General features: G+C 67.8%; 21 protein-coding genes. 16 read left to right on the forward strand and 5 right to left on the reverse strand.

Annotated features, from left to right (window positions below):
- Positions 1–83: 83 nt before the first annotated feature.
- Together ACFX4F_RS17640 and ACFX4F_RS17645 are read right to left on the reverse strand one after the other, a co-directional pair.
- Positions 84–443, reverse strand: a complete 360-nt coding sequence (locus ACFX4F_RS17640) for a response regulator (RefSeq protein ID WP_089240789.1) — start codon at positions 441–443, stop codon at positions 84–86.
- Positions 433–1,566, reverse strand: coding sequence for a nitrogen regulation protein NR(II) (locus tag ACFX4F_RS17645; RefSeq protein WP_380657508.1), 1,134 nt, complete (start codon positions 1,564–1,566; stop codon positions 433–435). Before ACFX4F_RS17645 ends, ACFX4F_RS17640 begins: the two co-directional genes overlap by 11 nt.
- Before the next feature lie 178 nt (positions 1,567–1,744).
- Here ACFX4F_RS17645 and ACFX4F_RS17650 point away from each other — a divergent pair, with 178 nt between their 5' ends.
- From ACFX4F_RS17650 to ACFX4F_RS17670, 5 genes are all read left to right on the forward strand, one after another.
- Entirely contained in the window at positions 1,745–4,843 is a 3,099-nt protein-coding gene (locus tag ACFX4F_RS17650) for a response regulator (protein ID WP_380657510.1), read from the forward strand.
- The gene (locus ACFX4F_RS17655; RefSeq protein WP_089240793.1) at positions 4,840–5,664 is read left to right on the forward strand and encodes a protein-glutamate O-methyltransferase CheR; all 825 of its coding nucleotides are present in this window, start codon (positions 4,840–4,842) and stop codon (positions 5,662–5,664) included. The genes ACFX4F_RS17650 and ACFX4F_RS17655 overlap by 4 nt, the downstream gene beginning before the upstream one ends.
- Positions 5,664–6,239 (forward strand): chemotaxis protein CheB, encoded by a 576-nt coding sequence (locus ACFX4F_RS17660; protein ID WP_380657512.1) that lies wholly within the window; start codon positions 5,664–5,666, stop codon positions 6,237–6,239. The genes ACFX4F_RS17655 and ACFX4F_RS17660 overlap by 1 nt, the downstream gene beginning before the upstream one ends.
- Positions 6,236–7,375 carry a hybrid sensor histidine kinase/response regulator gene (locus tag ACFX4F_RS17665; protein ID WP_099818287.1) on the forward strand — a complete coding sequence of 380 codons (1,140 nt, stop codon included), beginning with the start codon at positions 6,236–6,238 and terminating at the stop codon, positions 7,373–7,375. The genes ACFX4F_RS17660 and ACFX4F_RS17665 overlap by 4 nt, the downstream gene beginning before the upstream one ends.
- Before the next feature lie 82 nt (positions 7,376–7,457).
- Positions 7,458–7,886, forward strand: a complete 429-nt coding sequence (locus ACFX4F_RS17670; RefSeq protein WP_099818288.1) for a BLUF domain-containing protein — start codon at positions 7,458–7,460, stop codon at positions 7,884–7,886.
- Positions 7,887–7,889: 3 nt separating this feature from the next.
- Here the strand turns inward: ACFX4F_RS17670 and ACFX4F_RS17675 are convergent, their stop codons facing one another.
- A complete protein-coding gene (locus ACFX4F_RS17675; protein ID WP_099818289.1) occupies positions 7,890–8,207 on the reverse strand; it encodes a helix-turn-helix transcriptional regulator in 318 nt (105 codons plus the stop codon).
- 87 nt (positions 8,208–8,294) lie between these two features.
- Between ACFX4F_RS17675 and ACFX4F_RS17680 the strand changes: the two genes are divergently transcribed.
- The 3 genes from ACFX4F_RS17680 (at position 8,295) to ACFX4F_RS17690 (ending at position 10,258) form a co-directional block, all read left to right on the forward strand.
- Positions 8,295–8,732 (forward strand): YeeE/YedE family protein, encoded by a 438-nt coding sequence (locus ACFX4F_RS17680; protein WP_099818290.1) that lies wholly within the window; start codon positions 8,295–8,297, stop codon positions 8,730–8,732.
- Complete coding sequence (locus tag ACFX4F_RS17685; protein ID WP_099818291.1) at positions 8,729–9,142, forward strand: DUF6691 family protein; 414 nt, start codon at positions 8,729–8,731, stop codon at positions 9,140–9,142. Before ACFX4F_RS17680 ends, ACFX4F_RS17685 begins: the two co-directional genes overlap by 4 nt.
- A gap of 63 nt (positions 9,143–9,205) precedes the next feature.
- Entirely contained in the window at positions 9,206–10,258 is a 1,053-nt protein-coding gene (locus tag ACFX4F_RS17690) for a linear amide C-N hydrolase (protein WP_099818292.1), read from the forward strand.
- Here ACFX4F_RS17690 and ACFX4F_RS17695 read toward each other — a convergent pair.
- Positions 10,255–11,037 carry a DUF6491 family protein gene (locus tag ACFX4F_RS17695; RefSeq protein ID WP_099818293.1) on the reverse strand — a complete coding sequence of 261 codons (783 nt, stop codon included), beginning with the start codon at positions 11,035–11,037 and terminating at the stop codon, positions 10,255–10,257. The genes ACFX4F_RS17690 and ACFX4F_RS17695 overlap by 4 nt on opposite strands.
- Before the next feature lie 80 nt (positions 11,038–11,117).
- Between ACFX4F_RS17695 and ACFX4F_RS17700 the strand changes: the two genes are divergently transcribed.
- From ACFX4F_RS17700 to thrC, 6 genes are all read left to right on the forward strand, one after another.
- Positions 11,118–11,816: a helix-turn-helix domain-containing protein gene (locus tag ACFX4F_RS17700; protein ID WP_380657516.1), complete on the forward strand. Its 699-nt coding sequence runs from the start codon at positions 11,118–11,120 to the stop codon at positions 11,814–11,816.
- Positions 11,817–11,886: 70 nt separating this feature from the next.
- Positions 11,887–12,837, forward strand: a complete 951-nt coding sequence (locus ACFX4F_RS17705) for a DMT family transporter (RefSeq protein WP_099818295.1) — start codon at positions 11,887–11,889, stop codon at positions 12,835–12,837.
- Between the two features lie 138 nt (positions 12,838–12,975).
- Positions 12,976–13,113, forward strand: a complete 138-nt coding sequence (locus ACFX4F_RS17710) for a hypothetical protein (protein WP_165787220.1) — start codon at positions 12,976–12,978, stop codon at positions 13,111–13,113.
- Positions 13,114–13,198: 85 nt separating this feature from the next.
- Positions 13,199–15,703 (forward strand): bifunctional aspartate kinase/homoserine dehydrogenase I, encoded by a 2,505-nt coding sequence (gene thrA / locus ACFX4F_RS17715; protein WP_380657519.1) that lies wholly within the window; start codon positions 13,199–13,201, stop codon positions 15,701–15,703.
- Positions 15,700–16,614, forward strand: a complete 915-nt coding sequence (locus ACFX4F_RS17720) for a homoserine kinase (RefSeq protein ID WP_380657520.1) — start codon at positions 15,700–15,702, stop codon at positions 16,612–16,614. The genes thrA and ACFX4F_RS17720 overlap by 4 nt, the downstream gene beginning before the upstream one ends.
- A gap of 29 nt (positions 16,615–16,643) precedes the next feature.
- Positions 16,644–17,933: a threonine synthase gene (gene thrC / locus ACFX4F_RS17725; protein WP_099818298.1), complete on the forward strand. Its 1,290-nt coding sequence runs from the start codon at positions 16,644–16,646 to the stop codon at positions 17,931–17,933.
- A 57-nt stretch (positions 17,934–17,990) separates the two neighbouring features.
- Here the strand turns inward: thrC and ACFX4F_RS17730 are convergent, their stop codons facing one another.
- Positions 17,991–18,743, reverse strand: coding sequence for a Crp/Fnr family transcriptional regulator (locus tag ACFX4F_RS17730; RefSeq protein WP_099818299.1), 753 nt, complete (start codon positions 18,741–18,743; stop codon positions 17,991–17,993).
- A 140-nt stretch (positions 18,744–18,883) separates the two neighbouring features.
- Between ACFX4F_RS17730 and hisS the strand changes: the two genes are divergently transcribed.
- Both hisS and ACFX4F_RS17740 read left to right on the forward strand, forming a co-directional pair.
- Complete coding sequence (gene hisS, locus ACFX4F_RS17735; protein WP_099818300.1) at positions 18,884–20,281, forward strand: histidine--tRNA ligase; 1,398 nt, start codon at positions 18,884–18,886, stop codon at positions 20,279–20,281.
- Positions 20,278–20,574 carry a hypothetical protein gene (locus ACFX4F_RS17740; RefSeq protein ID WP_380657523.1) on the forward strand — a complete coding sequence of 99 codons (297 nt, stop codon included), beginning with the start codon at positions 20,278–20,280 and terminating at the stop codon, positions 20,572–20,574. Before hisS ends, ACFX4F_RS17740 begins: the two co-directional genes overlap by 4 nt.
- Positions 20,575–20,825 lie beyond the last annotated feature (251 nt).

Consider the following 20,825-nt stretch of genomic DNA (forward strand, 5'->3'; position numbering starts at 1 on the left):
GAGTAGTGCCAGGCCATGCCTGGCAAAAAAGCAACGCTCGCTACCCGGTAGTGCCAGGCCATGCCTGGCAGAACAGCGGGCCCTCACTCCTGCTTGAGCAGCTCCACCAGCTGTCGCAACCGATACGGCTTGGGCAGGAATTCCACCTGCTCGGGCAGCGGCGGCAACTGCGAGCGCGCGTAGCCGGAGGACAGGATCATCCGTGCCTGCGGCTGGTCCCGCGCCACATGCTCGCTCAGCTCGATGCCGGACATGCCGTTGGGCATGCTGATGTCACTGAACACTACATCGAAACGCGCGCCGCCCTGCAGCAGGGCGACCGCTTCCTGCGCATCCGCGGTGGTCGCCACGTCGATGCCGAAGTCGCGCAGGGCCAGCCCGATCATCTCGCGCAGATCGGTCTGGTCCTCCACCATCAATACGCGGATCGGATCATCGGTCATGTGCGGGGTCCTCGGTAGCAGGGAGCAGCAGGCTGACCGTGGTGCCGACACCGGGCGTGGTGGACACATCAACGAAACCGCCGCTCTGGGTGGTGAATCCGAACACCTGGCTCAGGCCCAGACCGCTGCCCTTGCCGATGTCCTTGGTGGTGAAGAAGGGTTCGGTCGCGCGCTCGGCGATGTCCGGGGCCATGCCATGGCCCTCATCGCAGACGCTCAACGTCACATAGGTCCGTTGCCGTGATGTTTCGGCGTCGGGGTCCATGCGGTGTTCCAGCGCGGTGGCGATCAGTACCCGACCGCCCCCCACCGTGGCGTCCGCAGCGTTGCCGACCAGATTGGCGAGCGCTGTCTGCAGCTGCACGGTGTCACTGAGTATCGCAGGCAGGCCGGCCGCCAGCGCGGTTTCCAGGGTGACGCCGGCAGGGCAGGTGGCCTGCAGGGCGGGCAGCCAGTCGTGGATACGCGCATTGATGTCCAGCGTTTCGCGGATCAGGGTCTGCCCGGTACTGAAGGCCAGCAGCTGCCGGGTCAACAGGGCACCCCGATCGCTGGCCGCCTGCGCGGTGGTGAGCAGGGCATTGGCACGCTCATCATCACCCATGCGTGCCGACAGCAGGTCCAGCGCATTGACGATGGTGGTCAGCAGGTTGTTGAACTCGTGGGCAAGGCCGCGGCTGAGCTGGCCGACCGTCTCGAACTGCTGGGTCTGGCGCAACGCCCGCTGCGCGTCGCGCAGGAGCCGTTGCGCCTGCCACTGCTCGGTGACGTCGCGGGTGATCTTGACGAAGCCCACCAGCTCGCCGTTCTCGAGCACCGACTCGATGACCACGCTGGCGCGGAACGGCGACCCGTCACGGCGCACCCGCCAACCTTCGGCGGCCTGGTGCCCGCTTTCCGCCGCCAGTCGCAGCAGCCGCTGCGGCTCGCCGGCATCGCGCTCGGCCGGCAGGTAGAAGCGCCCGAAGTGGGTGCCGATGACTTCTTCCGACCGATAGCCCTTGATGCGCTCGGCACCGGGATTCCAGCTGCAGACGATGCCGTCGGGATCGAGCAGGTACAGCGCATGATCGCGCACGCTGTCGATCAGCAATCGCAGCTGTCGGGAGGGGTCCGTCAACACGGACGGCGTCGAAGCGGCAGCGACCACGATGGAATGCGTATTACCTCTGTGAGGGACGAGAACGTAGGCAGTGGAGTGTGAAGAAGACGTGCACATAACGCCCGTGCCATTGGTCGTATGCGGCTGAATGCGACACGGAGTAACATCACCCCCCTTTTCCAATGTGGAACCGACCTGCATGCGTCCTGGTGCGACTACGCGTGACCGCTGGATCTGGATGACCTCGGCGGTGCTGGTGGCGGCTACTGCCGCGCTGGAACTGGTGGTGCCGCTGGGCTATGCCGTATGGCTGGCCTATTTCATGGCCATCGGCGTCACTGTGTTCCAGCGCAGCGCCCGGGTGCCGTTCGTGGTGGCCGTCTGCGCCTGCGTGCTGCTGGCGGTGGGCTACAACGTGGCGCCGGCCAGCACCAACTCGTCCTTCTCGTTCGTCAACCGGACCATCGGCGGCGCCGCTTTCCTGATGATCGCGCTCATCGCATCACGCGCCATCCAGGCGCGGCGCGAGGCGATGCGCGCGCTGTGGCTGCAGGAAGCGGAGAACGCAGTGGCGCTTGGCCTGCGCGGCGAGCTGGCGCCCGAGCAGATTGCCGAGGCGGCGGTGACGGCGCTGGCGACCCACCTGCGCGCGGATGTCGGAGCGCTCTATCGGCTGGAGGGAGGCCGCCTGCAGCTGACCGGGGGGCTGGCGTTGCCGACCGGCATCCCGGCCACGCTGGGCCTGCAGGAAGGGGTGGCAGGGCAGGTCGCCCGCGACCAGCTGGCGCGGCACCTGCAGGGCGGCGACGCGGCGACGCTGGAACTGCAGACGGGCCTGGGGCGCGTGCCTGTGCGCGAGCGCATCCTCGCCCCGGTCAGCAGTGACGGCGCTGTGGTCGGTGTGATCGAGCTCGGCCGCTCGCTGGTGGGCGATCAGCGCGCGCTGGACGACGAGCTGCTGGAGCGCTGCGCCGAAACGATCGGCATGGCACTGCGCACCTCGATGCTGCGTGGACAATTGATGGTGCTGCTGGAGGAGTCGCAGCGCCAGGGCGAAGAGCTGCAGGCACAGCAGGAAGAACTGCGGGTGGCCAACGAGGAGCTGGAAGAGCAGAGCCGCAGCCTGATGCAGTCGCAGAGTCATCTGGAACAGCAGCAGGCCGAGCTTGAGCAGAGCAATGTGCAGCTGGAAGAGCGCACCCACGAGCTGGAGGCGCAGAAGCAGGCGCTGCTGGTCGCGCAGGGCCAGCTGGTCCGCAACAGCAACGAACTGGCCGCCACCTCGCGCTACAAGTCCGAGTTCCTGGCCAACATGTCGCATGAACTGCGCACGCCGCTGAACAGTTCGCTGATCCTGGCCAAGCTGCTGGCCGACAACAAGGACGGCACGCTCAGCGACGAGCAGGTCAAGTACGCCCGCGCCATCCTGTCGTCCAACAACGACCTGCTGGCGCTGATCAACGACATCCTCGATCTGTCGCGCATCGAAGCGGGGCATGTTGAACTGGCCGACGAAGTGATCGTGGTCGACAGCGTGCTGCAGCGGCTGCGCGAAACCTTCGAGCCGATGGCGCGGCAGAAGGGCCTGGCGCTGCAGATCGAAGCCGATGGCCTGGCCCCCAGCCAGCTGGTGGCCGACAACCAGCGCCTGCAGCAGATCCTGAAGAACCTGCTGGCCAATGCACTGAAGTTCACCGAGCACGGCAAGGTCAGCCTGCAGGTGCGCAACGGCGGCAATGGCCGGATCCGCTTCGAGGTCTCCGACAGCGGTATCGGCATCGCACGCGACCAGCTGCAGCTGATCTTCGAGGCCTTCCGCCAGGCCGATGGCAGCACCCGCCGCCGTTACGGTGGCACCGGCCTGGGCCTGTCGATCTCGCGCGACCTTGCGGTACGCATGGGGGGTGATATCCAGGTGGACAGCGAGCCAGGCCGTGGCAGCTGCTTCATTCTCGAGCTGCCCCTGCAGGGCGCACCGATGGCGGAGGCCGGCGGAGACACCGCAGTCGCCGCGCCCGTACAGCAGGCCCCCGCCGCGACAGCGGCCCCTGCGCCTGTTGCCCAGCGGCCCAGTGCCGCGCCGGCCGCCCCGGTGGCCGATGACCGTGGCCGGCGTCGCCACGCCGGGCGACTGATCCTGGCCGTGGAAGATGATGCGGTCTTCGCCGAAGCCCTGGTGACGCTGGCGCACGAGCTCGATTTCGACTGCGTGGTAGCCACGACCGCCGAAGAAGCGCTGGCGCTGGCGGCGGACCTGCGTCCGAACGGCATCCTGCTGGACATCGGCCTGCCCGACGTGTCCGGCCTGACCGTGCTCGAACGGCTCAAGCGCAACCCCGACACCCGGCACATTCCAGTGCACGTGGTCTCCGGCATGGACCGCAGCCAGGTGGCACGCGAGCTGGGCGCGATCGGTTTCGCGATCAAGCCGACCACGCGCGAACGGTTGGTGGCGGCCATCGAGCAGCTTGAACAGACCAGCCAGCGCGACGTACGGCGCCTGCTGATCGTGGAGGACGACAACGATCTGCGCCGCAACCTGGAACTGCTGCTGGGCCGCGATCAGCTGCAGATCGCCGCAGTCGGTACGCTTGCCGCGGCGGTGGAACAGCTGAGCACGGTCACCTTCGACTGCATGGTGATGGACCTGTCGCTGCCCGACGGCAGTGGCTATGACCTGCTTGAGCATATGGCCGGCAACGATGACGTCGGCTTCCCGCCGGTCATCGTCTACACCGGGCGCGCCCTCAGCCGCGAGGAAGAACAGCGCCTGCGCCGCTACTCCAAGAGCATCATCATCAAGGGCGCGCGTTCGCCCGAGCGCCTGCTCGACGAGGTGACACTGTTCCTGCACAGCGTGGAGGCCAACCTGCCCAGCGACCAGCAGCGCCTGCTGCGCGAAGCGCGCCGCCGCGACACCGTGCTCGACGGACGCACCGTGCTGCTGGCCGAGGACGATGTGCGCAACATCTTCGCGTTGTCCAGCGTGCTGGAGCCGCTGGGGGTGACGCTGGAGATCGCCCGCAACGGCCAGGAGGCCGTTGATCGGCTGGCCCAGCGCGAGGTGGACCTGGTGTTGATGGACATCATGATGCCGGAGAAGGATGGCCTGCAGGCGATGCGCGAGATCCGCGCGCAGCGCCACCTGCAGGACCTGCCGATCATCGCGCTGACCGCAAAGGCGATGCCTGATGACCGCGAGCGCTGCCTGCAGGCCGGTGCCAACGACTACATCGCCAAGCCCATCGACGTGGACAAGCTGGTATCGCTGTGCCGGGTCTGGTGCTCGCGGCAATGAACGAGCAGGCGCTGTTCGACCTGGAGCTGAAGGTCCTGCTGGAAGCGCTGTACCAGCGCTACCACTACGACTTCCGCAGTTATGCGGTGTCCTCGCTGCGCCGTCGCGTCAGCCAGGCCATGCAGCGCTATGAGTGCGAGCGCCTGTCGGATCTGCAGCATCGGCTGCTGCACGAGCCGGAGCTGTTCGCCCAGGCCATGCAGTTCTTCACCGTGCAGGTCTCGGAGATGTTCCGTGACCCGGAATATTTCCGGCAGATGCGCGAACAGGTGGTGCCGGTGCTGCGCACCTACCCCTCGGTGAAACTGTGGGTGGCTGGCTGCAGTACCGGCGAGGAAGTGTGGTCGCTGGCAATCCTGCTGCATGAAGAAGGCCTGCTTGAGCGCAGCATCGTCTACGCCACCGATATCAACCCTGCGGCATTGGCCACGGCCGAGGCCGGCGCCTACGGCATCGACCGCCTGGCGCAGTTCAGCCGGAACTACCTTGCCGCCGGCGGCACCGCGTCACTGTCGGACTATTACACCACTGCCTACGACGGCGCGGTCTTCGACCGCCAGCTGCGCCGCAACGTGGTGTTCGCCGACCACAGCCTGGCCACCGACACGGTGTTTTCGGAAGTGCACCTGGTGTCCTGCCGCAATGTGCTGATCTATTTCAACCGCGACCTGCAGGATCGGGCGGTGGGCCTGTTCCGCGAGGCCCTGGTGCACCGTGGCTTCCTCGGCCTGGGCAGCAAGGAGTCGCTGCAGTTCGGTCGTCATCACGATGCGTTCGAAGCCTGTTCGCGGGAGCACCGCCTGTACCGGAAGGTGGCCTGATGGTGCCGGTCCCGCGCCCTGCAGTGGTGGTGATCGGCGCGTCGGCCGGTGGCGTGGCCGCCCTGCAGATCGTGCTTGGCGCGTTGCCGGCCAGCCTGCCGGTGCCGGTACTGGTAGTGCTGCACCTGCCGCGCGACCGTTCCAGCCGCATCGCCGATGTGCTGGCGCCGTACTGCACGTTGACCCTGCGCGAAGCAGAGGACAAGCAGCCGCTGCAGGCGGGAACGGTAACGTTCGCGCCGCCGGACTACCACCTGCTGGTGGAGGACGCGCAGGCCATCGCCCTGTCGATGGACGAACCGGTGCTGTTCTCGCGGCCGGCCATCGATCCGCTGTTCGAATCGGCCGCCGTCGTGTTCGGCACGCGCGTGCTGGCGATCCTGCTGACCGGTGCCAGCAGCGATGGCACTGATGGCGTGGCTGCAGTGCGCGCCGCGGGTGGCCAGGCCTGGCTGCAATGCCCCGAGGAGGCCGAGGCATCGCTGATGCCGGCCTCCGCCCTGCAGCACGCCGGCGCCGACGCCGTGCTGTCCCTTGAACTGATGTGTCGTCGCCTGAAGGAGTTGTTTGCATGAACCTGTTGCCACCGGACCCTGCCCAGTCGCAGGCCCCGGTCAACCTGCTGATCGTCGACGACGTGCCGCAGAACCTGGTGGCGATGGAGGCGCTGCTGCGCCGCGAGGGCGTCAACCTGCTGCTGGCCGATTCCGGTGCGCAGGCGCTGGAACTGCTGCTGGAGCACGAGGTGGCGCTGGCGCTGCTGGACGTGCACATGCCGGAGATCGACGGTTTCATGCTGGCCGAGCTGATGCGCGGCTCGCAGCGCAGCCGCGATGTACCGATCATCTTCCTGACCGCCTCGCCGGATGATCCGCTGCGGGTGTTCAAGGGCTACGAGACCGGCGCGGTGGATTTCCTGCACAAGCCGGTAGCACCGCAGGTGATCCTCAGCAAGGTCAACGTGTTCATCGAGCTCTACCAGCAGCGCCAGCTGCTGAAGGCACGCAACGAGGCGCTGGAGCGCGCGCTGAAGCTCAACGAGACCATGGCGGCGGTGCTGACCCACGATCTGCGCACGCCGTTGTCGGCGATCCTGCTGTGCGCCGACAAGCTGTCGCTGGAACTGCCGGCCGACAACACCGGTGCGCAGCAGACGCTGAGCTATCTGGAAGCCAGCACGCTGCGGATGGCGCGCATGGTCGAGCAGCTGCTGGACTTCTCGCGGATCCGCAGTGGTGGCCTGCGCCTGCAGAGCGGTGCCTGCGACCTGGCCGAGGTGACACGTGCGGTGCTGGTGGAAGCCGGTGCCGGTCATCGAACCGACCGCATCGCGCTGGATGTCCGGGGTGATTCGACCCTGCAGGGCGACATGGATCGCCTGGGCCAGATCATCGCCAACCTGGTCGGCAACGCACTCACCCATGGCGCCGACGCGGCGGTGCAGGTGCAGGTCGATGGCGGCGATGCTCGCGTGGTCGCGCTGCGCGTAAGCAATGCAGGCCATGTCGATGAGGCGTTGTTGCCACGATTGTTCGAACCCTTCAAGGCAAGCTTCCACCAGAGCAACGGGCTTGGGCTGGGCCTGTATATCGTTGACCAGTTCGTGCGTGCCCATGGCGGGCAGCTGAGCGCGCGCAACGACGCCGGGCAGGTGGTGTTCGAGGCGTTGCTGCCGCGTCGCAGCGATGGGCGCAGCGTGGTCGTTTCCTGAATTCTTCAGCTGACGCGTGAGCGTACTGAGACGAATTCGTCCGCAACTGCTACCGTGGCACCACTCTTGCAAAGGAAGCTCCATGCCACTGCGTGCCATCGCCTATGTCAGCCAGGCCAAACCGGATCTGTCCGCCAAGCGTCTGCAGACCCTGGTCGAGGATGCGGCGCGCTTCAACAAGATGGCCGGGGTGACCGGGGTGCTGCTGCATGACGGCGAGCGCTTCCTGCAGTACATCGAAGGACCGCCCGATGGCATCGATTCGGTGTATGAGCGCATCCTGCAGGCTGGCAGCCATGTCGACATCGTCGAGCTCGCGCGCGGCCGGGTTGGCCAGCGCCAGTTTCCGTACTGGGGGATGCGCGCGTTGCCGGTCGACGCTGCGCTGCTGCGCCAGCTTTCGGCAGGCGACTGGTCAGGATTCGCGCGCACGGCGCGTGGCGACAGTGGGTTGCCGACTGCGGTGGACCTGTTGACCGAAGTCGTGCGGCCGGCCCTCAGCGCCGGCTGACCGCTAACGCTGCGGTGCGCAGTACGCCGCGTGCAATGCCTGCAGCACCCCCAGCGCCGGACCGTCCAGCAGCCGATAGTGCAGTGTCTGTGCCTGTCGTCGCGTTGCCACCACATCCAGAGTGCGCAGCACGGCCAGATGCTGTGACAGCGCCGATGCGCTCAGCCCAGTGACGGTCAGCAGTTCCTGCACCGGTGCTTCGCCTTCCACCAGACGACACAACACCCGCAGTCGCGCCGGGTGGGCCAGCGATTTCAGCAGGGCGGCCGCCTGCGCGGCGTGCGCGGCCATCGCGGCGCTGTCCGTGGTGATGCTGGGCATGGCTTGACCGGGTAGTTCAGGAAAGTCTAATTTAGAGAAATCTAAATTGAAGGGCAAGCCGATGCGCACGATGCAGAGGGGCAGGGCATGAACCTGCCATGGGCGGCAATTGCCGGCGGCGGCCTGATCGGTGCGTCGGCGGTGCTGCTGCTGGCCACGCTCGGTCGGGTGGCGGGCATCAGCGGCATCACCGCCGGCGCCGTGGCCGCACCACGTGGTGATCGCGGCTGGCGCTGGGCGTTCCTGCTCGGACTGATGGTGGCGGCTGCGGCGGTGCTGAGCTGGCAGGCGGGCGCGGGGCAGCCTGCGCGCGCGTTGTTGCGTGACGCACTGCCGGCCTGGCAAGTGATCGGTGCCGGTTTGCTGGTCGGCTTCGGTACGCGGCTGGGCAATGGTTGCACCAGCGGCCACGGTGTCTGTGGCCTTGCCCGGGGTTCACGACGATCGCTGGTGGCGGTGCTGGTGTTCATGGCCTGCGCAATGCTCACCACGTTCCTGGTGCGCCACGGCGGAGGCCTGGCATGAGCCGCAGCTTGTGGGCCGCCTGTACTGCTGGTGGCCTGTTCGGTGCCGGCCTCGCGCTGGCCGGCATGACCGACCCGCGTCGCGTACTGGGCTTCCTCGATGTGGCTGGCGACTTCGATCCCACGCTTGCCTGGGTGCTGGCGTCGGCGCTGCTGGTCAGCGCACTGGGCCAGTTCTGGCTGCGGCGGCGGCAACGTCCATGCTGCGCCGAGCGCTTCCAGCTGCCGACGGCGCAGGCGGTCGACGGGCGGTTGCTGCTGGGCGCGGCAGTGTTCGGTATCGGCTGGGGCTGGGTCGGCTACTGCCCTGGGCCGGCGCTCGCCGCGTTCGCGGTGGGGGCGCGCGAAGCCCTGTGGTTCGTGCCCGCGATGGCAGCCGGTTTCTGGCTGCATGACCGCTGGCTGCGCTGAGGTTTCACGTTTGCCTCACCGGTGCGGGGTTCAGATCACTTTTCCCGGGGAACGGAGCACGACATGGCACGGATGAAATGGAAGGGCAGCGCGTTGTTGATGGCGGCACTGGCGACGGCGGCGCTGCCGGCGCTGGCATGCACACGCGCGGTGTATCTGGGCGACAACGGCGATGTCATCACCGCCCGCTCGATGGACTGGAAAGTGGACGTCGCCACCAATCTCTACGTATTGCCGCGTGGCATCGCGCGCACCGGAAAGGCCGGGCCGGGGTCGATCGCCTGGACTGCGCGCTACGGCAGCGTGGTGGCCACCGGCTATGACATCTCCACCACCGACGGCATGAACGAGAAGGGCCTGGTCGCCAACCTGCTGTGGCTGGTCGAGTCCGAGTATCCGGCCCAGCGCAGCGGCAAGCCTGGCCTGTCGATCTCGTTGTGGGCGCAGTACGTGCTGGATAATTTCGCGACGGTGGAGGAGGCCGTGACCGCCCTGCAGCGCGAGCCGTATTCGATCGTCACCGACAAGGTGCCGGGCGAGGACCGCCAGGCGACGCTGCACCTGTCGCTGTCCGACGCCACGGGTGACAGCGCGATCGTTGAATACATCGGCGGGCGCCAGGTGATCCACCATGATCGCCGCTACCAGGTGATGACCAATTCGCCGGTCTTCGACCAGCAGCTGGCGTTGAACAGCTACTGGCAGCAGATCGGTGGAACGGTGATGCTGCCAGGCACCAACCGTTCGGCCGACCGCTTCGCGCGCGCCTCGTTCTATATCAATGCGATTCCGAAAGCGGAAGATCCGGTGGAGGCGCTGGCCAGTGTGTTCAGCGTGATCCGCAACGTGTCGGTGCCGTTCGGCATCACCACACCGGGCGAGCCCAACATTTCGTCCACCCGCTGGCGCACGGTCGCCGACCACAAGCGGCGCCTGTACTTCTTCGAGTCGGCACTGACACCGAACACCTTCTGGGTCGATCTGAACAAGGTCGATTTCGGCGGCAAGGTGCTCAAGCTCGATCTCGGCCGCGACCAGCGCAATACGTTTGCCGGCGATGCACTGGGCCATTTCGTGCCCAGCGCACCGTTCACCTTCCTTGGCGTCGACGGCTAGTTCGATGCCTGGCTTGAGGCCGGGTACACCGCCTGGATCGTGCAGGCGCCGCGGCGCGTGTAGCGGGGCAGCGGCGCCACCGCGTCGCTGCGCTCGTCGAAGCTGGCGAAGTCGGCCGTGACCACGCGGTCGCCGGGGTTGCCGCAGATCAGGCCGTTCTGCATGCCGGACTGGAAGCTCAATTCCGGTGCGCGGTCGAGCTGGAGGCAGTGACTGCCCAGTTCGACACGGTAAAAGCGATGGCCGCCGCTGCGCAGCGGGTTGGTTTCCACCAGCATGCCCTGCGTGTCGGACGACCAGCCGCGCACGTTGCGGGTGGCGAAGCAGTACGAGGCCGAGCCGCCGAAGCCGCGGCGCACGTCCCTGCGTTCGCTGATGGTCAGCGCCGGCAAGGTGGACATGCGCAGGCGGTCGCTGTCGCGCGCAACGCTGGCGTAGTCGCGGTTCTGCACCGGAGTGACAGCGCTGACGGCACAGCTGCGACCGTCGACCACGACGCGCTCGCTGGGACGACCGCAGGCCCAGCCGGCAGGTGCTTCCAGCTTCAGCGTGGTGGCCGCGCGGACGCCGGGGCAATCTTCGGCGAAGTCGATGCGATAGGCCTGGCCGGAGGCGGCACGCAGCGCGATCGAGCGTGGTGATGCCTGCTCCACTTCCTGGACGCCGGTAGCGTCCATGCAGTGCGGGGCCGGTGGCGTGCGTTCCTGTGCGGAGGCGCTGGTGGCAAGTGCCAGACTGAGGCTGGCGGCCAGCATCAGGGATACGTGCTGTTGGGTCATGACCTGCACTCCATGCGTGGGTGACGGGCCGACTATAGCAGCGGTTTGCACGGCCCGTGTTACACGCGCACACTGGCCCGATGGGCGCCATTTTCCACCTGCGGCACTACGGCCAGGCCACCGGCCTGGATCGCCACGACTACGCGCAGTGGGTGTTGCCCCTGCAGGGTGAGCTGCAGTTCGAGATGGAGGGCAGGGGCGGCCGTCTTGACCTGTTGCAGGGTGCCTTCGTGGCTGCCGGCGAGGCGCACGACCAGCTGGCCGATGGCCCCAACGGTTTCGTGATTGTCGACTGCGGGCCGGGCGTGCTTGATGACGCAACCCAGGAGCACCTGTGCCGGCAACGCTGGCTGCACCTGCCGTTGTCGCTGCGGCAGCGGCTTGCCCGGGTGCAGGCAGGGCAGGCGGTGCCGGCGCTGTTGCCGGACCTGCTGCACATGTTCGCCCCGGCCGGCAGCGGCGCACGCCTGCAGGGCCTGTGCGCCGCCGTCGAGGCGATGCCGGGGCAGGCGTGGTCGGTCGCGCGCATGGCCACCTTCGTCGGCATCAGCGAAAGCCGTCTGCATGCCGTGCTCCGGCGTGAGTTCGGGCTCAGCCCGCAGGCCTGGCTCAGTGCCAGCCGCCTGCGTTGGGCCAAGCACCAGTTGCGGGTGAGCCCGGCATCGATCAGCGATATCGCACTTGCCGCAGGGTATTCCGAGCAGAGTGCACTGACTCGTGCGTTGCGCCGCGAATGTGGGCAGACGCCGGCAGCATGGCGGCGGGCGGGCGGCCAGTAGCCTCGGTCAATACGGCGAACCCTCTGCCGCCTACACTTCGCGGCCTGTGCTCTCCCACCAAGAACCTGCAATGCGCAACAACCCGATTGCTCTGGGCATCGTCAATGGCATCGCTGCCGGAGCGCTGTGGGGCGTGGTCTTCCTCGCCCCCGCCGTGCTGGACACCTTCAATGCACTGCAGCTTTCCGCCGGCCGCTATCTGGTCTATGGCCTGATCGCGGTGGCCCTGCTGCTGCCGCGCTGGAAGCGCTTGGCGCCGAAGCTCGGTCGCGACGAATGGATCGGCCTGTTGTGGCTGAGCCTGGCCGGCAACCTGGTGTACTTCCTGCTGTTGGCCACGGCCGTGCAGTGGGCCGGTGGCGCCGCTGCTTCGCTGATTGTCGGCCTGATTCCGGTCGTGGTTACCCTGGTGGGCGTACGCGAGCAGGGCGCGGTGCCGTTGAAGCCGCTGCTGCCGGCGCTGGGCCTGTGCATGCTCGGGGTGGCGATGGTCGGCTGGGAAGCGCTGATGTCCGAACACCTGGGCACTCCCTGGCGGCAGCGCCTGATCGGCCTGCTGTGCGCGTTCGGTGCGTTGTTCTCGTGGGCGCTGTACTCGATCGGCAACAGCCGCTGGTTGGCGCGACGGCCTGATCTCTCCAGCCACGACTGGTCGCTGCTGACCGGCGTCACCACCGGCGGCTTGTCACTGCTGCTGGTGCCGATGGCGTTCATCGGACACGGCGGGTCTCATACGGCCGCGCAGTGGAGTGGGTTCTGGACCATCAGCGCGGGCGTTGCGGTGGTCGCTTCGATTCTCGGCAATGCGTTCTGGAACCGGGCCAGTCGCCTGCTGCCGCTGACCCTCACCGGCCAGATGATCGTGTTCGAAACCCTGTTCGCGCTGCTGTATGCCTTCGCCTGGCAGCGACGTTGGCCAAGCCTGCTGGAACTGCTGGCGATCGTGCTGCTGGTCGGCGGCGTGCTGTTGTGCGCGCATGCGCACCGCACGCCACGCGCGATCACCGAACATGTCGGCTGAATCGGCGCATTGAAGCCGACGATCACCGGTTTGTCTCAATTGCAACCAAATAGCGGCACGTTGGCCGATGATCGCCGCAAGGAAATATTGCGGCGCAACACTTGACAGCGGCCATCGTGCCGGTGTTTTCTGTACGCCATGGTCCTCGATGCCGCCAACGCCCGTCTGATCGCCCCCGCTACCGCGGGCCGTTCGACTGCGCCGGTCGCCATCACCACCACCATTACCACCATCACCGTCACCACTGCCCTGGTGCGGCCCGTCGTCTTCGTGTAACTCCCGAAAACAACGGCCCCGCACCATCCAGGTGACGGGGAAACTCGACCACCTGCATGCGACGGGGCCTCCAACCGAGGTCTGCATGTCTTCCATCGCCCCCGCCCATCCGCCCGCTGCGTCCGCTCTGGCCGCGCCGTCCGCTGTCGTGCACAAGTTCGGCGGCACCTCGGTGGCCGATGCCGAGCGCTATCGCCATGTTGCCGGCCTGCTGCTGGCCCGCCCCGAGTCATTGCAGGTCAGCGTGGTTTCGGCCATGAAAGGGGTTACCGACGCGCTGATCGAGCTGGCGCACCTGGCAGCCCAGGGCGATGCCGGCTGGCAGGAAGCCTGGCATGCACTGCGCGCGCGCCATCGCGGTGCCGCGGTAGCGCTGCTCGGCGAACAGGTGGGCGACACCGTGGAGTGGATCGATGCACGCTTCGACCAGCTGGCCGAGGTGCTGGCCGCCCTGGCGGTGATCGGCGAGCTGCCACGCGAAGTGCTCGACCGCGTGCAGGGCCTGGGCGAAGTGTTCTCCGCGCAGTTGCTCGGCACTCATCTGCGTGCGCTGGGTGAGGACTGCGCGGTGCTGGATGCACGCGATGTGCTGGTGGTCGGCCATGGCGAACTGGGCGTGGATGTCGACTGGGATGCCAGTGCCGGCCGCCTGGCCGCATGGCGGCTGCAGCACCCGCAACTACGCGTGGTCGCCACCGGTTTCGTCGCCCGCGACCGCCATGATCGTGTCACCACGCTGGGCCGCAACGGCAGCGACTATTCCGGTGCGATCTTCGCCGCATTGTTCAACGCCGATGAACTGCATATCTGGACCGACGTCGACGGCGTGCTGTCGGCCGACCCGCGGCTGGTGCCGGAGGCCGTGCAGCTGCACGCGCTGAGCTACGACGAGGCCTGCGAGCTGGCCTACTTCGGGGCCAAGGTGGTGCATCCGCAGACCATGTCGCCGGCAATCCGGCTGGGCCTGCCGATCTTCATCCGCAATACGTTCCACCCCGGCCATCCGGGTACCCGCATCAGCGCCGAGCGCTCGCCACGTGGCCCGGTGAAAGGACTGACGCTGAGCGCGGATCTGGCCCTGCTGAATCTGGAAGGCACCGGTCTGATCGGCGTGCCGGGTACCGCCGAACGCGTGTTCGCCGCGCTGCGCCAGGCGCAGGTCTCGGTGGTGATGATCTCGCAGGGGTCTTCCGAACATTCGATCTGCTGTGTGGTCCGTGCGGGTGAAGCGGCGCGCGGTCGCGATGCCGTGGTGCAGGCGTTCTCGCACGAACTGGCTGCCGGCCAGGTGCAGCGCGTGCAGGTCAGCGACGGCGTCAGCGTGCTGGCTGCGGTCGGCGATGGCATGGCAGGCCAGCCGGGCGTGGCCGCACGGCTGTTCGAATCGCTGGGGCGCGCACAGGTGAACATCCTCGCGATCGCGCAGGGGTCGTCCGAACGCAACATTTCGGTGGCGGTGGCCAGCGCCGATGCGACCCGCGCGCTGCGTGCCGCGCATGCGGGGTTCTGGCTGTCGCCGCAGACGTTCGCGGTGGGCGTGATCGGTCCGGGCAATGTCGGTGCGGCGCTGCTGGACCAGCTGCTGGCCGCGCGCCCGCAACTGCTGGCCAAGGCCAACGTCGATCTGCGCCTGCGCGCGCTTGCGTCACGCTCGCGCATGCGCCTGGAGGCCGATGGCCTGCATGAAGACTGGAGGCAGGCGCTGCAGGACGCCGGACAGCCCAGCGACCTGGACCACTTCACCGAGCACCTGCTGGCCGCACATCTGCCGCATGCGGTGGTGATCGACTGCAGTGGCAGCGCCGAGGTCGCCGAGCGCTATGAAGGCTGGCTGGCCGCAGGCATCCATGTGGTGACCCCGAACAAGCAGGCCGGCGCCGGGCCGCTCGCGCGCTACCAGCGCATCCGCGCGGCGGCCGCCGCCAGTGGTGCGCGCTTCCGCTACGAGGCCACGGTGGGCGCCGGCCTGCCGGTGATCACCACGCTGCGTGACCTGGTGGATACCGGTGACGAAGTGCTGGCGATCGAAGGCATCTTCTCCGGCACGCTGGCCTGGTTGTTCAATCGCTTCGACGGCAGCCAACCGTTCTCGGAACTGGTGGCACAGGCGCGCTCGATGGGCTACACCGAGCCGGATCCGCGCGACGATCTGTCCGGTGTGGATGTTGCGCGCAAGCTGGTGATCCTGGCCCGTGAGGCCGGCCATGCACTCAGCCTGGAGCAGGTGCAGGTGGAGAGCCTGGTGCCGGCGCTGCTGCGCGAGGGAAGCGTGGACGACTTCATGGGGCGCCTGGGCGAATCGGACGACGCGCTGTCGGCACGGCTGCACGCCGCCCGCGAGCGCGGTGCGGTGCTGCGCTATGTCGCGCGGCTGGGCCCGGATGGTGCCTCGGTCGGCCTGCAGGAGCTGCCGGCCGACCACGCGTTCGCCAACCTGCGGCTGACCGACAACGTGGTGCAGTTCCGTACCCGCCGCTACTGCGACAACCCGCTGGTGGTGCAGGGCCCGGGCGCGGGTCCGGAAGTGACCGCTGCCGGCGTGTTCGCCGATCTGCTGCGGGTGGCGGCCGGCGAAGGGGCGCGGCTGTGATCGCACGTGCCTTCGCGCCCGCATCGGTGGCCAACGTGGCCGTGGGCTTCGACATCCTGGGTCACGCCATCGCCGGTATCGGCGATACGGTGAGCGTGCGCCGCATCGACGAACCTTTGGTACGCATCGACGCCATCCGTGGCAGTGCGGTCGAGCTGCCGCTGGATCCGGCCGGCAACACCGCTGGCGCTGCGCTGATCGCGCTGCGGGCGGCACTGGGGCTGGGCTTCGGTTTTGCCATCGAGATCGACAAGGGCATTCCCTTCGGCTCCGGCATGGGCGGATCGGCCGCCTCCTGCGTTGCCGCGCTGGTGGCGGCCAATGCGCTGTTGGACGTGCCACTGTCGCGCGAAGCGCTGTATCCGTTTGCACTGGATGGCGAAGCGGTGGCCAGCGGTGGCCGCCATGGTGACAACGTCGGCCCGCTGTTGCTGGGGGGCGTGGCGTTGTGTACGGCTGATCGCCTGGTGCCGATTCCGGTGCCGGCCAGCTGGCACAGCCTGCTGGTGCATCCGCACGCGGTGCTGGAAACCCGGCGCGCGCGGCAGGCGCTGCAGGGCAGCTATGCGTTGGGCGAGTTCGTTGCGCAGAGCGCCAACCTGGGGCTGGTGTTGAGTGGTTGCCATCGCAGTGATGCATCGCTGGTGCGCGCGGGCCTGCGTGATGTGCTGGTCGAGCCGCGGCGGGCGGGCCTGATCGTGGGCTTCGACGCGGCGCGCGATGCGGCATTGGTGGCAGGTGCGATGGGCGCAGGCATTTCCGGCGCCGGGCCCAGCGTATTCGCCTGGTTTGAAGATGCCGACCAGGCGCGCGCGGCAGCGGAACCGGTGCGTGCGGCGTTCGCCGCGGCCGGTTTCGACAGCGATGCCTGGGTCTCGCCGCTGGATGCAGCCGGAGCCCGTTTGTGCTGACTTCTTCCTCCCTACCGGATATCGATCCCATGCAATTTGTTTCGACCCGTGGCCAGTCGCCGGCTGTTGGACTCAGTGCGGCCATCGCCGCCGGTCTTGCGCCCGATGGTGGGCTGTACGTGCCGCAGGTGCTGCCGGCACCGCGCACGCTGCAGGCCGGTGCGACCCTGGCCGACACCGCCGCAGACCTGCTGGCGCCTTTCTTCGACGGGGATGCGCTGGCCGATGCCTTGCCATCGATCTGCCGTGAGGCCTTCGATTTCCCCGTGCCGTTGAGTGCGCTGGGCAACAGTGGTGATCACGTGCTGGAGCTGTTCCATGGGCCGACGGCGGCGTTCAAGGACATCGGTGCGCGTTTCCTCGCCGGCGTGCTGTCGCGGCTGCAGACCGGCAAGGAGCGCGACCTGACCATCGTGGTGGCCACCTCCGGTGACACCGGCGCGGCGGTCGCGGCAGCCTTCCACCAGCAGCCGGGTGTGCGCGTGGTGGTGCTGTACCCAGATGGGCGGGTATCGCCGCGACAGGCGCATCAGCTCGGCTGCTTCGGCGACAACATCCAGGCGCTGCGGGTGGCCGGTTCGTTCGATGATTGCCAGGCGATGGTGAAGCAGGCACTGGCCGATCGCGATCTGCAGGCACAGGTACCGCTGAGTTCAGCCAACAGCATCAGCCTGGGCCGGCTGCTGCCGCAGATGAGCTACTACGCGCACGCGGCACTGAGCCATCACGCGCAGCATCAGCGGCGCTTGAACCTGGTGGTGCCGACCGGCAATCTCGGCAACGCGATGGCGGCGGTGCTGGCACGCGCGCTGGGCGTGCCGATCGGGCAGATCGTGCTGGCGACCAATGCCAATGCGGTGCTGCCACGCTACTTCGGTGGCGACCCGTACCAGCCCGCGTCCAGCATTGCGACCGTGGCCAACGCCATGGACGTCGGCGCGCCCAGCAATTTCGAGCGGCTGCGCTGGCTGTACCACGGCGACGACGCCGAATTGCGTGCAGCGTTCCGCGCCTTCGCAGTGGATGACGTGACCATCCGCGCGACCATCGCCAGTGCCCATGCCAGCGACGGTGAGCTGTTCTGCCCGCACACGGCCACGGCGGTGAAGGTGCTGCAGGACCTGCGCGCGGGCGGCGCCAAGGGCGATTGGGCAGTGGTCGCTACCGCGCACCCGGCCAAGTTCGAGGCGGTGGTTGAACCGTTGATCGGCGAAGCGGTGGCGGTGCCGCCGGCACTGGACGCGCTGCTGCAGCGTCCAGCGCATGCCGAGCCGCTGGCGGCCGATTACCCAGCGTTGCGCGGGGTGTTGTTGCGTTGACGGAGGCGTCTGCGTGGTTGCCGGCCGCTGGCCGGCAACCCGATACCGATCGGGCACTCAGCCCAGCACTTCACCGGCCAGACTGCGCAGGCCATCCTCGTCGAGGATCTCAACGACGTTCAGATGGGGCAGGGCGATCAGGCCCTGCTGGCGCAGCTTGGTGAAGGTGCGGCTGACCGTCTCCATGGTCAGGCCCAGATGGTCGGCAATGTCGCCGCGGCCCATCGGCAGCGAAACGCGCAGGCCATCGCCGCCCAGCTTGGCCTCGCGCGCGGCCAGGCGAAGCAGGAAATCAGCGAGTTTTTCCGCCGGTTGCAGGCGCGCCAATGCCAGCGCGGCATCCTGCGCGGCATCCAGTTCCTGGCAGGCGCGTTGCAGCAGCTTGCGCTCAAGGTGCGGATAACGGGCACGCAGGCCCTTCATCTGCGGCAGGGCGACGCGGCACACGCGGCTGTCGGCGATGGCCTCGATGTCGTAGCGATGGTGGTCGCTGCCGCTCAGGCCCAGGTAATCGCCGGGCAGCACGAAGCCATTGATCTGGCGGCGGCCGTCGGCAAGCGTGCGTACCAGCCGCAGCGCGCCGCCGGTCAATGTATAGACATGCTGGCGCTCTTCGCCGCTGCGGGCGAGGGTGCTGCCCATCGTCACCTGCTGCGACACAGTCACCTGTTCCAGGGCCTGCACCTCATCGGGCGACAGCGCAGAGCACACCGCCAGGTGGCGTACCGAGCAGTGCAGGCAGTCCAGCGTGGCGCAGGACGGCGCGGCGGGGTCGTTGGTGGCGGGCGGAGCGCCGGAAGGCCGGGACATGTTGCGTGGGCGTATCGCGGGCGGGGGAGGGCTTTATGATACTTCAAGCGGCCGTTGGACCCCGTATTCCACGGCCACGCGATGTGGGGCGCTAGAATGTCGCCCCCTCCCACGTCCCCGTTCCCGCAGGAGTTCCGCCCGTGATCAAGCCCCGTACCCCGCCCGGCACCCTTGAACTGCTGCCGCGCGAGCAGATTGCGTTCCAGCGCATGCTGGACGTCATCCGCCGCAACTACGAGCGCTTCGGGTTCCTGCCGGTGGAGACGCCGGTGTTCGAGCTGTCCGATGTGCTGCTGACCAAGTCCGGCGGCGAGACCGAGCGCCAGGTGTATTTCGTGCAGTCCACCGGCGCGTTGGCCAACGCCGCCGAATCCGGCGACCGTTCGCTGCCGGAGATGGCGCTGCGCTTCGACCTGACCGTGCCGCTGGCGCGTTACGTGGCCGAGCACGAACACGAGTTGACCTTCCCGTTCCGTCGCTACCAGATGCAGCGCGTGTACCGCGGCGAGCGTGCGCAGCGCGGCCGCTTCCGCGAGTTCTACCAGTGCGACATCGACGTGATCGGCAAGGACAGCCTGAGCGTGCGCTACGACGCCGAAGTGCTGGCGGTCATCCACGCGGTGTTCGCCGAACTGCGCATCGGTGACTTCAGCATCCAGTTGAACAACCGCAAGCTGCTGCGCGGCTTCTTCGAAAGCCTGGGTGTGGCCGAGGGCGAGCGCCAGCTGGCGGTATTGCGCGAAGTGGACAAGCTGGACAAGCGTGGCCCCGACTACGTGCGCGAGACGCTGGTGGGCGAGGGCTTCGGCATTCCGGCCGAACAGGTCGAGAAGATCCTGGCCTTCGTCGCCGTGCGTTCGCAGGGGCATGCCGATGCGCTGGCGCAGCTGGCGGCACTGGAGGCCGGCGCCGGTTCGTCGGAGATCCTGCGTGCCGGCGTGGCCGAGCTGCGCGAAGTGCTGCAGCTGGTGCAGGCGCTGGGCGTGCCGGAAACCGCGTACTGCCTGAATTTCTCCATCGCCCGTGGCCTGGATTACTACACCGGCACGGTGTACGAGACCACGCTGACCGACCACCCGCAGATCGGGTCGATCTGCTCGGGCGGCCGCTACGAAGACCTGGCCAGCCACTACAGCAAGTCCAAGCTGCCGGGCGTGGGCATTTCCATCGGCCTGTCGCGCCTGTTCTGGCAGCTGCGCGAAGCCGGCCTGATCGAGGGCATCGAGGCCAGCAGCGTGCAGGCGCTGGTGGCGCTGATGGACGAGCAGGGCATGCCGCAGTCGCTGGACATTGCCCGTCGCCTGCGCGCCGGTGGCATCAACACCGAAGTGCAGATGGAGCCGAAGAAGATCGGCAAGCAGTTCCAGTACGCGGCCAAGGCAGGTATCCGTTTCGTGGTGCTGGCGGGCGAAGACGAACTGGCGCGCGGCGTGGTGGCGGTGAAGGACCTGCTGCGCGAGCAGCAGTTCGAGATCTCGCGCGACGAACTGGCCAGCACCCTGCAGGTGGAGCTGGAGCAGTCGCGGGTCATGGCGTGAAGCCCGCCGCCGCAGGGGCGCTGATGCTGCTCCTGCTGGCGGGCTGCCAGAGCGATCCGGCGCTGCGCAGCACCCGGATCGGCCCGGCGCAGTACCAGCTGGTGGTTGATCGCTGCCATGTGATCGACCGGGCGCAGCTGGAGCAGGATCTGCAGGCCCTGGCCGAGCGGGCGTGCCCGGGCCGGGCAGGAGCGCTGCAGAACCTGCAGTCCCATCCCAGCCGGCAGGGCAGCCTGTTCGGCGAATGCCTGCGGCGCGGCGCGCTGCAGGCGGAGGTTCACTGCGAGCCCTGAGTCGGGCCAGGCTCTTTATTTGAAAGCAGAACGCCCACCATTGGTGGGCGTTTCGCGTGCCTATACGAAGAGCAGTCGAGCATGGCTCGACTCTACAAAAGCCGTTCTCGATCACTTTCCCGGCGAGATCCACCAGATCGCGGCCAACTGTCGAAGGCGGGGTGGGTCCGGTTGAGGGGGCGTGAGCCGCATGGATGCGGCGACCGAGCTTACATGGACGTACTTGCAGCGTCCCCCTCAACCGGACCCGC

This window comes from Stenotrophomonas sp. YIM B13575 (genome assembly GCF_042787595.1).
GTDB lineage: Bacteria > Pseudomonadota > Gammaproteobacteria > Xanthomonadales > Xanthomonadaceae > Stenotrophomonas > Stenotrophomonas lactitubi_B.

Bases quoted from the DNA above. Each gene is read 5' to 3' on its own strand.
- ACFX4F_RS17640 (WP_089240789.1), bottom strand. From the start codon at position 443: ATGACCGATGATCCGATCCGCGTATTGATGGTGGAGGACCAGACCGAT.
- ACFX4F_RS17650 (WP_380657510.1), top strand. From the start codon at position 1,745: ATGCGTCCTGGTGCGACTACGCGTGACCGCTGGATCTGGATGACCTCG.
- ACFX4F_RS17655 (WP_089240793.1), top strand. From the start codon at position 4,840: ATGAACGAGCAGGCGCTGTTCGACCTGGAGCTGAAGGTCCTGCTGGAA.
- ACFX4F_RS17660 (WP_380657512.1), top strand. From the start codon at position 5,664: ATGGTGCCGGTCCCGCGCCCTGCAGTGGTGGTGATCGGCGCGTCGGCC.
- ACFX4F_RS17665 (WP_099818287.1), top strand. From the start codon at position 6,236: ATGAACCTGTTGCCACCGGACCCTGCCCAGTCGCAGGCCCCGGTCAAC.
- ACFX4F_RS17670 (WP_099818288.1), top strand. From the start codon at position 7,458: ATGCCACTGCGTGCCATCGCCTATGTCAGCCAGGCCAAACCGGATCTG.
- ACFX4F_RS17675 (WP_099818289.1), bottom strand. From the start codon at position 8,207: ATGCCCAGCATCACCACGGACAGCGCCGCGATGGCCGCGCACGCCGCG.
- ACFX4F_RS17680 (WP_099818290.1), top strand. From the start codon at position 8,295: ATGAACCTGCCATGGGCGGCAATTGCCGGCGGCGGCCTGATCGGTGCG.
- ACFX4F_RS17685 (WP_099818291.1), top strand. From the start codon at position 8,729: ATGAGCCGCAGCTTGTGGGCCGCCTGTACTGCTGGTGGCCTGTTCGGT.
- ACFX4F_RS17690 (WP_099818292.1), top strand. From the start codon at position 9,206: ATGGCACGGATGAAATGGAAGGGCAGCGCGTTGTTGATGGCGGCACTG.
- ACFX4F_RS17695 (WP_099818293.1), bottom strand. From the start codon at position 11,037: ATGACCCAACAGCACGTATCCCTGATGCTGGCCGCCAGCCTCAGTCTG.
- ACFX4F_RS17700 (WP_380657516.1), top strand. From the start codon at position 11,118: ATGGGCGCCATTTTCCACCTGCGGCACTACGGCCAGGCCACCGGCCTG.
- ACFX4F_RS17705 (WP_099818295.1), top strand. From the start codon at position 11,887: ATGCGCAACAACCCGATTGCTCTGGGCATCGTCAATGGCATCGCTGCC.
- ACFX4F_RS17710 (WP_165787220.1), top strand. From the start codon at position 12,976: ATGGTCCTCGATGCCGCCAACGCCCGTCTGATCGCCCCCGCTACCGCG.
- thrA (WP_380657519.1), top strand. From the start codon at position 13,199: ATGTCTTCCATCGCCCCCGCCCATCCGCCCGCTGCGTCCGCTCTGGCC.
- thrC (WP_099818298.1), top strand. From the start codon at position 16,644: ATGCAATTTGTTTCGACCCGTGGCCAGTCGCCGGCTGTTGGACTCAGT.
- ACFX4F_RS17730 (WP_099818299.1), bottom strand. From the start codon at position 18,743: ATGTCCCGGCCTTCCGGCGCTCCGCCCGCCACCAACGACCCCGCCGCG.